16 protein-coding genes are annotated in these 15,582 nt (G+C 62.7%); 14 read left to right on the forward strand and 2 right to left on the reverse strand.

Features of this window, described 5'->3' with window-relative positions:
* Positions 1–42: 42 nt before the first annotated feature.
* On the reverse strand, positions 43–1,302 hold the full coding sequence (gene rho / locus QQK25_RS11935; protein ID WP_153160385.1) for a transcription termination factor Rho: 1,260 nt from the start codon (positions 1,300–1,302) through the stop codon (positions 43–45).
* Positions 1,303–1,471: 169 nt separating this feature from the next.
* Positions 1,472–1,798 carry a thioredoxin TrxA gene (gene trxA / locus QQK25_RS11940; protein WP_153160384.1) on the reverse strand — a complete coding sequence of 109 codons (327 nt, stop codon included), beginning with the start codon at positions 1,796–1,798 and terminating at the stop codon, positions 1,472–1,474.
* Between the two features lie 361 nt (positions 1,799–2,159).
* On the opposite strand from trxA, the gene fdxA reads away from it, so the two are divergent.
* The 14 genes from fdxA (at position 2,160) to asd (ending at position 15,497) form a co-directional block, all read left to right on the forward strand.
* Positions 2,160–2,483, forward strand: coding sequence for a ferredoxin FdxA (fdxA, locus tag QQK25_RS11945; protein ID WP_153160383.1), 324 nt, complete (start codon positions 2,160–2,162; stop codon positions 2,481–2,483).
* A gap of 180 nt (positions 2,484–2,663) precedes the next feature.
* Positions 2,664–3,113: a CBS domain-containing protein gene (locus QQK25_RS11950; RefSeq protein ID WP_284188159.1), complete on the forward strand. Its 450-nt coding sequence runs from the start codon at positions 2,664–2,666 to the stop codon at positions 3,111–3,113.
* 220 nt (positions 3,114–3,333) lie between these two features.
* On the forward strand, positions 3,334–4,998 hold the full coding sequence (locus tag QQK25_RS11955) for a long-chain-fatty-acid--CoA ligase (protein ID WP_284188134.1): 1,665 nt from the start codon (positions 3,334–3,336) through the stop codon (positions 4,996–4,998).
* A 320-nt stretch (positions 4,999–5,318) separates the two neighbouring features.
* The gene (gene ilvB, locus QQK25_RS11960; RefSeq protein ID WP_284188135.1) at positions 5,319–6,983 is read left to right on the forward strand and encodes an acetolactate synthase large subunit; all 1,665 of its coding nucleotides are present in this window, start codon (positions 5,319–5,321) and stop codon (positions 6,981–6,983) included.
* Positions 6,984–7,001: 18 nt separating this feature from the next.
* Positions 7,002–7,337 carry an acetolactate synthase small subunit gene (gene ilvN, locus QQK25_RS11965; RefSeq protein ID WP_284188136.1) on the forward strand — a complete coding sequence of 112 codons (336 nt, stop codon included), beginning with the start codon at positions 7,002–7,004 and terminating at the stop codon, positions 7,335–7,337.
* An 81-nt stretch (positions 7,338–7,418) separates the two neighbouring features.
* Positions 7,419–8,558: a chorismate synthase gene (aroC, locus tag QQK25_RS11970; protein WP_284188137.1), complete on the forward strand. Its 1,140-nt coding sequence runs from the start codon at positions 7,419–7,421 to the stop codon at positions 8,556–8,558.
* Between the two features lie 85 nt (positions 8,559–8,643).
* Positions 8,644–8,886: an HP1242/YdcH family protein gene (locus tag QQK25_RS11975; RefSeq protein ID WP_153160379.1), complete on the forward strand. Its 243-nt coding sequence runs from the start codon at positions 8,644–8,646 to the stop codon at positions 8,884–8,886.
* A 70-nt stretch (positions 8,887–8,956) separates the two neighbouring features.
* Positions 8,957–10,102, forward strand: coding sequence for an MFS transporter (locus QQK25_RS11980; protein WP_284188160.1), 1,146 nt, complete (start codon positions 8,957–8,959; stop codon positions 10,100–10,102).
* A 29-nt stretch (positions 10,103–10,131) separates the two neighbouring features.
* Entirely contained in the window at positions 10,132–10,974 is an 843-nt protein-coding gene (locus tag QQK25_RS11985) for a M48 family metallopeptidase (RefSeq protein WP_284188138.1), read from the forward strand.
* Positions 10,975–11,024: 50 nt separating this feature from the next.
* Complete coding sequence (gene leuC, locus QQK25_RS11990; protein ID WP_284188139.1) at positions 11,025–12,434, forward strand: 3-isopropylmalate dehydratase large subunit; 1,410 nt, start codon at positions 11,025–11,027, stop codon at positions 12,432–12,434.
* Positions 12,435–12,451: 17 nt separating this feature from the next.
* Positions 12,452–12,574, forward strand: a complete 123-nt coding sequence (locus QQK25_RS11995; protein WP_284188140.1) for an entericidin A/B family lipoprotein — start codon at positions 12,452–12,454, stop codon at positions 12,572–12,574.
* Complete coding sequence (leuD, locus tag QQK25_RS12000) at positions 12,575–13,213, forward strand: 3-isopropylmalate dehydratase small subunit (RefSeq protein WP_284188141.1); 639 nt, start codon at positions 12,575–12,577, stop codon at positions 13,211–13,213. It begins immediately after the preceding gene.
* A 58-nt stretch (positions 13,214–13,271) separates the two neighbouring features.
* Positions 13,272–14,333: a 3-isopropylmalate dehydrogenase gene (leuB, locus tag QQK25_RS12005; protein WP_284188142.1), complete on the forward strand. Its 1,062-nt coding sequence runs from the start codon at positions 13,272–13,274 to the stop codon at positions 14,331–14,333.
* 39 nt (positions 14,334–14,372) lie between these two features.
* Positions 14,373–15,497: an aspartate-semialdehyde dehydrogenase gene (gene asd, locus QQK25_RS12010; RefSeq protein WP_153160372.1), complete on the forward strand. Its 1,125-nt coding sequence runs from the start codon at positions 14,373–14,375 to the stop codon at positions 15,495–15,497.
* Positions 15,498–15,582 lie beyond the last annotated feature (85 nt).

Below are 15,582 nucleotides of genomic sequence, written 5' to 3' on the forward strand. Positions count from 1 at the left end.
TTGCGAGGCCTTGTCGTTTGGGGCGACCGGTCGAGAGCTTGATCAGCCCCGGCGCATGGCGTCGAAAAACTCGCCGTTGTTCTTGGTCGCCTTGATCTTGTCGAGGAGGAACTCCATCGCATCGATGTCGTCCATGCCGTAAAGAAGTTTGCGCAGCACCCAGACCTTCTGAAGGATGTCGGACTTGAGCAGCAGCTCTTCACGACGGGTGCCGGAGCGGTTCACGTTGATTGCCGGATACACGCGCTTTTCGGCCATGCGACGATCAAGGTGGATTTCCATGTTGCCAGTGCCCTTGAACTCCTCATAGATCACGTCATCCATGCGGCTGCCGGTGTCGATGAGGGCGGTCGCGATGATGGTGAGCGAGCCACCTTCTTCGATGTTCCGTGCGGCACCGAAGAAACGCTTCGGCTTTTGCAGTGCGTTTGCGTCCACGCCGCCCGTCAGAACTTTGCCGGATGCAGGCACGACCGTGTTGTATGCGCGGGCCAGGCGGGTGAGGGAGTCAAGAAGGATGACCACATCCTTCTTGTGCTCGACCAGTCGCTTGGCTTTTTCGATGACCATCTCGGCAACCTGGACGTGCCGGATGGCGGGTTCATCGAAGGTCGAGGCGACGACCTCACCTTTGACCGAGCGTTGCATTTCGGTCACTTCTTCGGGGCGTTCGTCGATCAGCAGGACGATTACGACGACATCCGGGTGGTTGGAGGTGATCGAATGGGCGATGTGCTGCAGCATCACGGTCTTGCCGCTCTTGGGCGGTGCGACCAGAAGGCCACGTTGCCCCTTGCCGATCGGCGAGATCATGTCGATCACGCGGGACGTGATGTTTTCTTCGCCCCGGATGTCTCGTTCGAGCTTGAGGCACTGGTTCGGATGCAGTGGCGTCAGGTTCTCGAACAGGATCTTGTGCTTGGCAGCCTCGGGCGGCTCGAAGTTGACCTTGTCGACCTTTACCAGCGCAAAGTAGCGCTCGCCTTCTTTCGGGGTGCGGATCTCCCCTTCGACCGTGTCGCCGGTATGCAGGTTGAACCGGCGGATCTGGCTCGGCGAGACATAGATGTCATCCGTGCCCGCGAGATACGACGTATCCGGCGATCGCAGGAAGCCAAAGCCGTCCGGCAGAATCTCCATGACCCCATCGCCGTAGATCGGCTCACCCTTCTTTGCGCGATTCTTGAGCAGCGCAAAGACGAGCTCCTGCTTGCGCAGGCGATTGGCACCTTCGATTTCGTTGGCGATGGCCATTTCGAGCAATTGGCCGACGTGGAGAGACTTGAGCTCCGAGAGTTGCATGGCTGGCAGCGGTGGGGGAGAGGGGGGAAAGGAAGAGATGTAAGAAGGCGGCGGCGAGATGGCCGCGACGCGTACAGCAGCAGAAGTGCTCGGACTGTACGAGGCACCGGGGTTATCTGTGAATAACCCCGACGGTGCCGTCAATGACTACTTAGAGAATCTAACCTGCTTAGAGGTGGCTGTCAATGAAAGCCGCGAGCTGCGACTTGGAGAGCGCGCCGACCTTGGTGGCTTCGATGTTGCCACCCTTGAACAGCATCAGGGTCGGGATGCCGCGAATACCGTACTTGGCCGGGGTTTCCTGGTTTTCGTCGATGTTCAGCTTGGCAACCTTGAGCTTGCCGTTATATTCCTTCGCCACGTCATCCAGGATCGGCGCGATCATCTTGCACGGGCCACACCACTCGGCCCAGTAGTCAACCAGCACCGGGGTGGAGGACTGCAGAACTTCTGCTTCGAAGTTTGCATCGGTGACGTAATGAATATGTTCGCTCATGATTCCTCTCGATAGGGGGAGTTGTTGATGTTGCAGGGGGGAGGGGCGCCCCGGGATACGATCCGACCGGTTCGCCCGAGCAACACACGTGGACAGGGGGATGCTAGCGAATATTCTTCGCCAAGAAAAGCGCTTTTCTCGCCGCCAGCGGGATTCTGTGTTAGTCCGCCAGTGCCGGCGAACAATCGCCAGTGCGCACTGTCTCATTTAAGCACAGGCCGCCAGTTGCCATGCCTGCGGTGAAGGAGGGCCGGTCTCACCAGCGGAGGTAATGGGGTATATTCCTCACCCTTTCACCGCTTGTTTCGCAAGTTTTTGTCGGTGCCGATCTCTGGCGCCGTCATCAGATCAGGAGTTCCCCATGACCTATGTCGTTACTGAAAATTGCATTCGCTGCAAATACACCGACTGCGTCGATGTGTGTCCGGTGGATTGTTTCCGGGAGGGGCCCAACTTCCTGGTGATCGATCCCGATGAGTGCATCGATTGCACCCTGTGCGTTGCCGAATGTCCGGCCGAGGCGATCTTTGCCGAGGATGATGTGCCTGCGGATCAGCAGGGCTACATCGCGCTCAACGCCGAACTCGCCAAGACCTGGACGCCTATCGTCGAACGCAAGGAGCCGCCTGCAGATGCCGATGAATGGCGTGGCGTGAAGGATAAGCTGAAGTTCCTGGAGCGCTGATTGCGTCTCAGGGGCTCGGCCCGCGAAAAGGTGGCGCTGCCTGAGTTCCGCATGGCGTGAAATATGAGCGCAGGCTCAGGGTAAGCCCTGATCAGGGAAAGCTTTTCCAGGATCATGCAATCGAATACCATGCGGATCAGTATGGTTTTAGGCGTAAGCGCGCCGTTCAGAGGAAAGAAAATGCTGGTTAGCGAAATTCTGGCGATCAAGGGCAAGGTTCTTTTTACGGTCTCGCCTGCCAAGCCCCTCTCCGAGGCTGTTGCGATCATGACTGAGCAGGATGTCGGCTCCCTCGTCGTTTTTGACAAGGGCGCGATGGTCGGTCTGCTGACCTTCCGGGAGGTGCTTGTCGCTACCCAGAAGGCGGGCGCTGAGTGGGAGACTCTGCCTGTCGAGCAGGCAATGCTCAAGAATCCTGTCGCTGCTTCGGTTAACATGGAAATGGACGAGCTCCGTCGTCAGATGGTCGAACACCATCAGCGTTACCTGCCGGTGATGGACGAGACAACGCTCATGGGCGTAGTGTCCTTTCACGATGTGGCCAAGGCAGTGCTCGAAGAGCAGAGTTTCGAAAACCGGATGCTCAAGAACTACATCCGGAACTGGCCGGCCGAGGAAGATCAGGCCTGATCGGCGCCTGCTTTTTGAACTAGGTTCTGCACGAAACAGGGCTGCTCGCACAGGGGGTGGGCAGCCCACAAAACAAGGCGTTTGAACGCCTGTCGAAAGGTATGTTGGAAGCTGGCGCCACGGGGCGCCAGGGCCGCCTGGGGAGGGCGGGATTCCGATGGGGTTGCGCTTTGGCGCATGGCTCCGCTCGGGCTCGATCACCAACTACAAAGGAGACAAAATGAACAAGATCTGGCTGCAAAGCTATCCCCCTGGCGTGCCCGCCGAAATCAATGTTGGCGAGTTTTCTTCGCTGGCCGATCTTTTTGACAAGGGCGTCCGGAAGTTTGCCGAGCGGACCGCCTACGTCTGCATGGGCAAGTCCATCAGCTACAGCGATCTCGAATTGCTGTCGCGGCAGTTTGCCGGCTACCTTCAGGGCGAGTTGAAGCTTGCCAAGGGTGCCCGGGTCGCGCTGATGATGCCCAACTGTTTGCAATATCCCGTGGCGATGTTTGGCATCCTGCGGGCGGGCTTCACCGTCGTGAACGTCAATCCGCTGTACACCGCGCGCGAGCTCGAGCATCAGCTCAATGACGCCGGGTGCGAGGCGATCGTCATCGTCGAGAACTTTGCCCACACGCTGCAGGAGGTCATCGGCAACACGAAGGCGCTGCGGCACGTTGTGGTCACCGGCCTTGGCGACATGCTGGGTTTTCCGAAATCGCTGCTGGTCAACTTCGTGGTCCGCCATGTAAAGAAGATGGTGCCGCCGTGGAGCCTGCCGGGGTGTGTCGCTTTTCGTGATGCGCTGGGGCAGGGGGCTGCCGATACTTTCCAGCCGGTACAGATCGGCCATGATGACCTCGCCTATCTTCAATACACGGGCGGCACGACCGGTGTTGCGAAGGGCGCGATGCTGACCCACGGAAACATCGTGGCCAATCTGCAGCAGGCCCACGCGTGGATCAGCCCTTACGTGAAGGAAGGTGAGGAGATCATCATCACCGCCTTGCCGCTCTATCACATCTTCTCGCTCACCGCGAACTGTCTGACCTTCTTCAAGATCGGTGCGACGAACATCCTGATCACCAACCCGCGGGACATCCCGGGCTTCGTGGCCGAGTTGGGCAAGTATCCGTTTACGGTGATCACTGGCGTGAATACCCTGTTTAACGCGCTGCTCAACAACCCCGAGTTCGAGAAGCTTGATTTCTCGTCGCTCAAGGTGGCGCTTGGCGGTGGCATGGCGGTTCAGCAGGCGGTGGCAGAGCGCTGGAAGAAGGTGACCGGAAAGACGCTGGCCGAAGCCTATGGCCTCACCGAGACGTCGCCGGCGGTGTGCATCAATCCGCTGGATCTGCCGGAGTTCAACCACTCCATCGGTCTTCCGATCTCATCCACCGATGTGAGCCTGCGCGACGACGACGGCTACGAGGTCTCCCTCGGCATGCCAGGCGAGCTGTGCGTGAAGGGGCCGCAGGTGATGAAGGGCTACTACAACCGTCCGGAGGAAACCGCGCGAACCTTTACCCACGACGGCTACCTGCGTACCGGCGACGTGGCCACCATCGACAAGCAGGGTTTTGTCCGCATCGTCGATCGCAAGAAGGACATGATCCTGGTGTCCGGCTTCAACGTCTATCCCAACGAGGTCGAGGATGTGGTTGCCTCGCATCCTGGGGTGATGGAGGTGGCCGCGCTGGGTGTGCCAGATGAGCACTCGGGCGAGGCGGTAAAGATCTTCGTCGTCCGCAAGGATGCCAGCCTGACCGCCGAGGCGTTGATCGCCCACTGCCGGGCCGGGCTGACGGGTTACAAGGTGCCCAGGTTCGTCGAGTTCCGGGATGAGCTGCCCAAGAGCAATGTCGGCAAGATCCTCCGTCGGGTGTTGCGTGATTCCTAGTCCGGGTGTGACATGCGTCTTCCCTTGATGGATGCGTCGCAAAAAATCACTTGTGTTTTCGAGGCTTTGTGAGAATAATTCAGAGTCAGTCTTGTATATGACTTCGTGACTTTACCGTGACCCTCTTCGCCACCTTCCTGCCTGTCGACGTCGTAGCCGTAGTACGCGTAGTAAGCGTAGGTGTTCGCGCGTCGTAAGGGTCCAAGGCAGTCCAAGGAAATTTCAGACCCCCGCCGGCGCGCAACCGGCGGGGGTCTTGTCTTTTGTTGCGCCCCCGGCCTGGATTGCGGTTCGGCTCCCAAGCCACTAGGAGAATTTCGATGATGCAAATGACTGGAGCAGACCTGATTGTGAAGCTGCTCGAACGGCAAGGAATCCGCACGATCGCCGGTGTGCCCGGCGGTGCGGCGCTGCCGATGTACGACGCGCTTTCCAAGAGCGAGCAGATTCACCACGTCCTGTGTCGTCACGAGCAGGGCGCCGGTTTCATCGCTCAGGGCATGGCTCGGGTGTCCGGCCGGCCGGAAGTCTGCCTGGCCTCCAGCGGCCCGGGTGCGACCAACCTGATCACCGCCATCGCCGACGCCAAGCTCGATTCGATCCCGATGATCGCGCTGACCGGCCAGGTGCCCCTGTCGATGATCGGCACCGACGCCTTCCAGGAAGTCGATACCTACGGCCTGACGATCCCCATCACCAAGCACAACTTCCTGGTCCGTTCGGCCAAGGATCTGCTCAACGTGGTGCCGGCGGCGTTCCGGATCGCCATGTCCGATCGCCCCGGCCCGGTGCTGATCGACGTGCCGAAGGACGTCCAGAACCAGATGGTCAGCTTCGACGAGTTCCCCGACGTGGTCGTGCCCGACGCGGCGCCGAGCTTCGACATCGCCGCCATCGAAGAGGCCGCGAAGATGATCGAGGCTGCCGAGCGTCCGGTGCTTTATCTGGGCGGTGGCGTGATCCACTCCGGCGCATCCCAGATGGCCGTGACTCTGGCCGAGCAGGCCTCGCTGCCGACCACGATGACCCTGATGGCCCTCGGCGCGATGCCGATGGATCACCCGCTGTCCATCGGCATGCTGGGCATGCACGGTGCGCGCTACACCAACTACGTGCTCGAAGAGGCCGATCTGCTGATCTGCGTCGGTGCCCGTTTCGACGACCGCGCCATCGGCAAGACCGCCGAGTTCTGCCCGAACGCGAAGATCATCCACATCGACATCGACCGTTCCGAGCTGCACAAGGTGAAGAACGCCCATGTGGCCATCGCCGGCGACGTGGGGCAGGTGCTCAGCGAGCTGCTGCCGCGCGTCAAGCCGCAGCTGCGCAAGCGCTGGCTGTCCCACGTGGAGAGCCTCAAGGGCCGCTTCCCGCTGGCCATGCCGGGCATCGACAACCCGCGTTCGCCCTACGGCCTGATCCATGCGGTGGCCAACTGTCTCGACGACAACGCGATCATCACCAGCGACGTGGGCCAGCACCAGATGTGGGTGGCCCAGGCCTACCCGTTCCGCCGTGCGCGCCAGTGGCTCAACTCGGGCGGTCTGGGCACCATGGGCTTCGGCTTCCCGGCCGCCATCGGCGCCGCGCTGGCCGAGCCGGATCGCACCGTGGTGTGCTTCTCCGGTGACGGCAGCCTGAAGATGAACATCCAGGAGATGGCCACCGCCGCCCAGGAGAACGTCAACGTCAAGATCGTGCTGTTCAACAACCAGTCCCTCGGCCTGGTGCACCAGCAGCAGAACCTGTTCTACGGCAAGCGCATCATGGCGTCCCGCTACGAGCGCCCGACCGACTTCCTGAAGATCGCCGAAGGCTTCGGCATGCGCGCGGTCAATCTCGATCCGTCGCCGAACCCCCGCGCCACCCTGGCCGAAGCCCTGCAGACGCCGGGCCCTTGCCTGATCCACGCGACGATCGATCCGAACGAATTCGTCTACCCGATGGTGCCGCCGGGTGCCGCCAACTCCGAGATGATCGGCTGAGCCCGAGGAGAGAACACGATGTCCGAACAGAACACCAACCTTTCCGAGTACATCCCCGACGTTCCCGAGCACAACGGCTTCCACAAGGTCGTGCTGGAGCTGGGCGTTGCCAACCACCCGGGCGTGATGAGCCACATCTGCGGCCTGTTTGCCCGTCGCGCGTTCAACGTCGAAGGCATCCTGTGCATGCCGGTCGGCGGTGGCGAGACGAGCCGCATCTGGCTGTTGATCTTCGAGGACGAACGTCTCGAGAAGATGATCAGGCAGGTCGAGAAACTCGAAGACGTGCTGTACGTCAAAAAGCATGACGGCGAGCACCCGGTCTTCGGGCGTCTCGACGAGTTCTTCCAGTAAGTCTGCGGTCTTCGCGCTGCTGGCCCGGTGCCGGCAGCGTGCTAGACTCCGGCGGTTTTTCGTTCCCTTCGAGAGTGCTTCATGTCTGGTAATACCTTCGGCACGCTGTTTACCGTCACTTCCTTCGGCGAATCCCACGGGCCGGGCATCGGCTGTGTGGTTGATGGCTGTCCGCCGGGGCTGGCGATCAGCGAAGCCGACATCCAGATCGAACTCGACCGGCGCAAGCCCGGCACCTCGCGCCACGTCACCCAGCGGCGTGAGCCCGATACGGTCGAGATCCTCTCGGGCGTGTTCGAGGGCGTGACCACTGGCACGCCGATCGCGCTCTTGATCCGCAACCAGGATCAGCGCTCGAAGGATTACGGCAACATCGCCGAGCAGTTCCGCCCGGGGCATGCCGATTACGCCTACTGGCAGAAGTACGGCATCCGCGATTACCGTGGTGGCGGCCGCTCGTCGGCGCGGGAAACCGCCGTTCGCGTAGCGGCCGGGGCGATCGCCCGCAAGTGGCTCGAGCAGCATTTCGGCATCGTGATCCGCGGTTACATGGCGCAGCTTGGCCCTGTCGAGATTCCCTTCGTGTCGTGGGACGAGATCGACGGCAACGCCTTCTTCGCGCCCAACCAGGCCGTCGTTCCGCAGCTCGAGGCCTACATGGACGAGCTGCGCAAGTCCGGCGATTCGGTGGGCGCGCGCATCAACGTGGTGGCCACCGGCGTGCCGGTCGGCTGGGGCGAGCCTGTTTATGACCGCCTCGACGCCGACATCGCCTACGCCATGATGGGCATCAACGCGGTGAAGGGCGTCGAGATCGGCGCCGGCTTTGCCAGCGTGGCGCAGCTCGGTACCGAGCACAACGACGAGATGACCCCGGAGGGCTTTCTGTCCAACAACGCCGGTGGCGTGGTTGGCGGCATTTCGTCGGGCCAGGACGTGCTCGTCAGCATCGCCATCAAGCCCACGGCCAGCACGCGCCTCGACCGGCGCTCCATCAACAAGGCCGGTGAAGCGGTGGTCGTGAACACCCACGGCCGCCATGATCCGTGCGTCGGCATTCGTGCCACGCCCATCGCCGAAGCCATGCTGGCGCTGGTCTTGATGGATCACGCCCTGCGCCATCGGGCCCAGAACGCCGATGTCGCCTGCGCCACGCCAAAAATTGCCGGCCTGGCGCCGGACGGTGTGCAGTGCGTCCCATCGCCGCTCCGCAACGATTGATCGTCGTCAACTTTTTGCGCGCATCGCGGGCGTAGAGTCAATCCCACGAGACATACAAGATTGACCATTGACCGGGAGGTAGCGCATGGAGCAACACGATCTTCACCACGAATTCCCCGAGTATCGGGACCAGATTCACGCACTCAAGGTGTCCAACGGACACTTTGCCCGGCTATTCGATGAGTACCACGACGTCAATCGTCACGTGGTGCGCGTGGAGGTCAATGCCGAGCTGGCAACAGACTTCGAACTCGAAGATCTGAAGAAGCGCCGCCTCAGGCTGAAGGACGAGCTCTACGAAATGCTGAAGGGCCAGGCCGTCAACTGATCGACCGCGTGTTTCTGCCAGCAAGAGCGCTTTCGGGCGCTCTTTTTTTATGGGCGGTACAATCGCGGCGATGATTCCTTACTGGCGCCTGTCGGGCTACTACTTCTTCTACTTTGCCTTCATCGGCGCCTTTTCCCCGTATTTCAGCCTCTACCTCCAGTCGGTTGGCCGCAGTGCCGGGCAGATCGCGGTGTTGATGTCACTGATGTCGGTGATGCGCATGCTGGCGCCCACCCTGTGGGGCTGGCTGGCGGATCGGGTCGGCGTGCGCACGCCCATCGTGCGGCTGTCGGCGGCGTTGTCGGTGGCCGGATTCGGCGGCTTTCTGGTCAGCGATGCCTACGGTGCGCAGTTTGTCAGCATGGCCTTTCTGGCCTTCTTCTGGAGCGCCGCGCTACCGCTGGTCGAGACGCTCACCTTCAGCCATCTGGCGGGCAAGGCGGGGAGCTACGGCAATATCCGCGTGTGGGGCTCGGTGGGCTTCGTTGTCGCGGTAGTGGGCCTTGGCTATCTGCTCGACGATCTGCCGATCCGTGCGGTGCTGTGGATCGCGTTGGCAACCCTCGGTGGCATCCTGCTGTGTGCATTGACGATCCCCGAGGCCCGGCGTCCACCGACCCACGAGGAGCACGTGCCGCTGCGCACGGTGCTGCGCCGGCCCGAGGTGCGGGCGCTGCTGGCCGCGTGCTTCTTCATGTCCGCCGCCCACGGGGCGCTGTATGTCTTTTACTCGGTGCATCTGGTCGAGCACGGCTACAGCAAGTCGGTGGTGGGCTGGATGTGGGCGCTGGGCGTGGTCGCCGAGATCCTCGTCTTCATGGGCATGCCGCGGATCGTCAAGGCGTATTCGCTGCGTGGAATCCTGGTGTTCAGCTTTGCGGTGGCGGTGCTGCGGTTCGTGCTGATCGGCTGGGGTGCAGATTCGCTCGCGGTGCTGCTGTTTGCCCAGATCCTGCACGGGGCGACTTTCGGGTCGTATCACGCGGCGGCGGTGGCGGTGGTGAACAACTGGTTCGGCGTGCGTCACCAGGCCCAGGGACAGGCCTTTTACGGCAGCATCTCGTTCGGCGCCGGCGGGATGATCGGTGGTCTGATTAGCGGCTACACTTGGGAATGGATTGGCCCCGCCTGGACGTACACGGCCGGCTCGGTGTTCGCGCTGGCGGGGTTGGTCGTGCTGGTCGCAGGATGGCGCGTGCGGCCGTCCGCGGCCTGATCTGAACGGCAAGACGAAACAGGAGAGACATGAGCAAGCGATTCGAATGGGCCCGCGGCGTGCTGCCGATGGTGCTGGCCGCCAGCGTGGTGACGGCCTGCCAGACGGTGCAGACCACCCAGAGCGGCGCGGTCGGCATCGAGCGTCGGCAGTCGATGATGGTGTCGGCGAAAGAGATGGATCAGGCCGCCAGCCAGAGCTATCACCAGATCCTCCAGCAGGCGGGCCAGAAGAACGCTCTCAACCGCAACAAGGAGCAGGTGGAGCGGGTGCGCGCGGTGGCGCGTCGGCTGATCCCCGCGACGGGCGCGTTCCGGCCGGATGCGCCGGGCTGGAAGTGGGAGGTCAATGTGCTCACCTCCAACGAGCTCAACGCGTGGTGCATGGCAGGCGGCAAGATCGCGTTTTACTCCGGGATCATCGAGCGCCTTGATCTGACCGACGACGAGATCGCCGCGATCATGGGTCACGAGATCGCCCACGCCCTGCGCGAGCACGCGCGGGAACGGGCCTCCAGAGCGATGGTGACGAATGTGGGCGTTGCCATCGTTGGTGCCGCGCTGGGGGTGGGGCAGGTCGGGTCCGATCTGCTCGGCTCGGTCGCCAAGGTGAGTTTCGAGCTGCCCAACAGCCGGGAGCACGAGACCGAGGCAGACCGAATCGGTGTCGAACTCGCCGCCCGCGCGGGCTACGATCCCCGTGCCGCCATCGTGCTGTGGCAGAAGATGGCCAAGGCCTCGGAGGGCGCGCCGCCCCAGTGGCTTTCGACTCACCCGTCCAACGAAACACGCCAGCAGGATCTACGGGTATACGCCGAGCGCGTGATGCCGCTCTACGAGCAAGCTACTCAGCACACTAGGCCTGTGAAATAATAAAAGTTTTTCCGCCCACTCCGGTTTCAACCCTGACCGAACAATCGCCCATGCAAGCGCAGACGCTTTACGAAAAACTGTGGTCGAGCCATGTGGTGCACGTCGAGGACGACGGCACCGCGTTGATCTACATCGACCGCCACCTGGTCCACGAAGTTACCAGCCCGCAGGCCTTCGAAGGTCTCAAGCTGGCCGGGCGAAAGCCTTGGCGCGTGGACTCCATCGTCGCCACGGCCGACCACAACACCCCGACCGACCACTGGGATAAGGGCATCCAGGATCCGGTTTCCCGCCAGCAGGTGGAAACCCTGGATTCGAACATCCGTGAAGTCGGCGCGCTGGCCTACTTCCCGTTCAAGGACGCGCGTCAGGGCATCGTCCACGTGATCGGACCCGAAAACGGCGCCACCCTGCCGGGCATGACCGTCGTCTGCGGCGACTCGCACACGTCCACCCACGGCGCCTTCGCCTGCCTCGCGCACGGCATCGGCACTTCCGAGGTCGAGCATGTGATGGCGACCCAGTGCCTGCTTCAGAAGAAGTCCAAGACCATGCTGATCCGCGTGGACGGCAAGCTTGGCGCCGGCGTGACCGCCAAGGACGTCGTGCTCGCCATCATCGGCAGGATCGGCACCGCCGGCGGCACCGGCTACGCCATGGAATTCGGCGGCAGCGCGATCCGCAGCCTGTCGATGGAAGGTCGCATGACCATCTGCAACATGGCCATCGAGGCGGGCGCCCGCGCCGGTCTGGTGGCCGTGGATGACCAGACCATCGCTTACCTCAAGGATCGTCCGTTCTCGCCCCGTGGCGAGAACTGGGATCGCGCCGTCGAATACTGGCGCACCCTCCACTCCGACGACGGCGCGGTCTTCGACGCCGTGGTCGAGCTCGACGCCGCCCAGATCAAGCCGCAGGTCACCTGGGGCACCTCGCCCGAGATGGTTGCCGCGATCGACGGCGCCGTGCCCGATCCGGCCCTCGAGAAGGATCCGGTCAAGCGCGAAGGCATGGAGCGCGCCCTGCAGTACATGGGTCTTACGCCGCGCACGCCGATCAACAAGATCGCCATCGACAAGGTGTTCATCGGCTCCTGCACCAACTCGCGCATCGAAGACCTGCGCGCTGCCGCCGCGGTGGCCAAGGGCCGTCGCAAGGCCGACAACGTCAAGCTGGTACTGGTGGTGCCGGGTTCCGGTCTCGTCAAGCGCCAGGCCGAGGCCGAAGGGCTCGACAAGGTCTTCGTCGCCGCTGGCTTCGAATGGCGCGAGCCGGGCTGCTCCATGTGCCTCGCCATGAACGCCGACCGCCTGGAGCCGGGCGAGCGCTGCGCGTCCACCTCCAACCGCAACTTCGAAGGCCGTCAGGGCGCCGGTGGCCGTACCCACCTCGTCAGCCCCGCCATGGCTGCGGCGGCCGCGATCGCCGGCCACTTCGCCGACGTCCGCGAACTGGCCTGATCGCGGAGGATTCGACGATGCGCAAATTCACCGCACTGATCGCCGTGTTGGCCGTGCTGCTTGCCGGCTGCAACACCGTGCAGGGTCTGGGCAAGGATATTGAAAAGGGTGGCGAGGCCATCCAGAAGGCAGTCAAGTAAATGAAGCCGTTCACCAAACTCGATGGTCTCGTGGCGCCGATGGATCGCGCCAACGTGGATACCGATGCGATCATCCCCAAGCAGTTCCTCAAGTCGATCAAGCGCAGCGGCTTCGGCCCCAACCTGTTCGACGAGTGGCGCTACATGGACGTGGGCCAGCCCGGCCAGGACAACTCCGGTCGTCCGAAGAACCCGGACTTCGTGCTCAATCAGCCCCGCTATCAGGGCGCGCAGGTGCTGCTCACCCGCGACAACTTCGGTTGCGGCAGTTCCCGCGAGCACGCCCCGTGGGCGCTGGAAGACTTCGGCTTCCGTGTGCTGATCGGCCCGAGCTTTGCCGACATCTTCTTCAACAACTGCTTCAAGAACGGCCTCCTGCCGATCAAGCTGGCGGCCGACGAAGTGGATGCGCTGTTCGCCCAGTGCCACGCCACCATCGGCTACCGGCTCAACGTCGACCTCGACGCCAAGACGATCACCCGCCCCGATGGCAAGGTGATCCCCTTCGATGTGGACCCGTTCCGCCGCGAGTGCCTGCTCAACGGCTGGGACGACATCGGCCTGACCCTGCGTCACGCCGACAAGATCCGCGACTTCGAAGCCCGTCGCCGCATCGACCAGCCCTGGCTGTTTGCCTGATCGTGCCGGCGGCCTGCGGGCTGCCGGTGCTCACCAACGATAAAAACGGAAATCAACAATGAAGATCTGTGTTCTGCCGGGTGACGGCATCGGTCCCGAAATCATGGACCAGACCCTGCGCGTGCTCGAAGCGCTGCGCGGCGATGGCGTCAATTTCGAAGCGGAATTCGCCCTCGTCGGCGGTGCCGCCGTCGATGCCACCGGCTCCCCGCTGCCCGAAGCCACCGTCAAGCTGGCCGACGAAGCCGATGCGCTGCTGCTGGGCGCGGTCGGTGGCCCCAAGTGGGACAACTACCCCCGCGACCAGCGCCCGGAGCGCGGCCTGCTGGGCATCCGCAAGCAGCTCGAACTGTTCGCCAACCTGCGTCCGGCCATCCTGTACCCGGAGCTTGCCAACGCCTCGTCGCTGAAGCCCGAGATCGTCTCCGGCCTCGATATCCTGATCGTCCGCGAGCTCACCGGCGACATCTACTTCGGCCAGCCCCGTGGCATCCGTGAAGAAAACGGCGAGCGCGTCGGTTTCAACACCATGATCTACTCCGAGTCCGAGATCCGTCGCATCGGCAAGGTCGCCTTCGAGGCCGCCCGCAAGCGCGACAAGAAGCTGTGCTCGGTGGACAAGATGAACGTCCTCGAAACCACCCAGCTGTGGCGCGACGTGATGATCGAGCTGTCGGCCGATTACCCGGATGTCGAGCTCTCCCACATGCTGGTGGATAACGCCGCCATGCAGCTGGTGCGCGCGCCCAAGCAGTTCGACGTGATGGTCACCGGCAACATGTTCGGCGACATCCTCTCCGACGAAGCATCTATGCTCACCGGTTCCATCGGCATGCTGCCGTCGGCCTCGCTCAATGCCGCCGGCAAGGGCATGTACGAGCCCAGCCACGGCTCCGCGCCGGACATCGCCGGCAAGGACATCGCCAATCCGCTCGCCACCATGCTGTCGGCCGCGATGATGCTGCGCTACAGTTTCAATCTCGAAACCCAGGCTGCGCGCATCGAAACCGCCGTCAAGAAGGTGCTGGCCGCTGGTTATCGCACCGGCGACATCTACGAGCCGGGCACCCGCCGCGTCGGCACCAAGGAAATGGGCGACGCGGTCATCGCGGCGCTGTAAGCAATTCAAAACAACATTCAAGTCTGATCGGGGATACAAATGAAAAGAGTGGGTCTGGTTGGTTGGCGTGGCATGGTCGGTTCCGTGCTCATGCAGCGCATGCGCGAGGAAAACGACTTCGCCTTGATCGAGCCGGTGTTCTTCACCACCTCCAACGCCGGCGGCAAGGCGCCGAACTTCGGCAAGGAAGCCCCTGCACTGAAGGACGCCAAGAACATCGACGAACTGAAGGCGATGGACATCGTCATCACCTGTCAGGGCGGCGATTACACCAACGAGGTGTACCCCAAGCTCCGCGCCGCCGGCTGGAACGGCCACTGGATCGACGCCGCGTCATCGCTGCGCATGGACCCGAAGGCCGTGATCATCCTTGATCCGGTCAACATGAACGTCATCAAGGACTCCCTCGCCAAGGGCGGCCGTGACTGGATCGGCGGCAACTGCACCGTGTCGCTCATGCTGATGGCCCTCGGCGGCTTGTTCCAGCGCGATCTGGTCGAGTGGGCCACGTCCATGACCTACCAGGCCGCCTCCGGCGCCGGTGCGCAGAACATGCGCGAGCTGCTTTCCCAGATGGGCGAACTCAACCGCTCCGTCAAGGAGCTGCTGGATGATCCTGCGTCCGCCATCCTCGACATCGACCGCGAAGTCGCGGGCACCATGCGCGACGATGCCTTCCCGTCGTCCAACTTCGGCGTGCCGCTGGCCGGCTCGCTGATCCCCTGGATCGACAAGGATCTGGGTAACGGCCAGTCCAAGGAAGAATGGAAGGGCGGCGTCGAGACCAACAAGATCCTCGGTCGTGGCGAAGGCTTCAGCGCACCGGTGGTGCCCATCGATGGCCTGTGCGTGCGCATCGGCGCCATGCGCTGCCACAGCCAGGCGCTCACGCTCAAGCTCAAGAAGGACATCCCCATCGACGAGATCGAAGCCATGCTGGCTTCCGCCAACGACTGGGTGAAGGTTGTCCCCAACCAGCGTGAAGCGTCGATGCGTGATCTCACCCCCACCGCCGTCACCGGCACCCTGACCGTTCCGGTCGGTCGTCTGCGCAAGCTGGCGATGGGCGGCGAGTACCTCTCTGCCTTCACGGTGGGTGATCAGCTTCTCTGGGGTGCGGCCGAGCCGCTGCGCCGCATGCTGCGAATCCTGCTCGAAGCCTGAAAAGTTTGACGAGAAAGGCGGCGCAAGCCGCCTTTTTTATGCCGATCGTAATTTAGTGGCGACTTCGAACACCGCTTGAACTTGC

Source organism: Zoogloea oryzae (genome assembly GCF_030161255.1).
In the GTDB taxonomy this organism is placed as follows: Bacteria; Pseudomonadota; Gammaproteobacteria; order Burkholderiales; family Rhodocyclaceae; genus Zoogloea; species Zoogloea oryzae.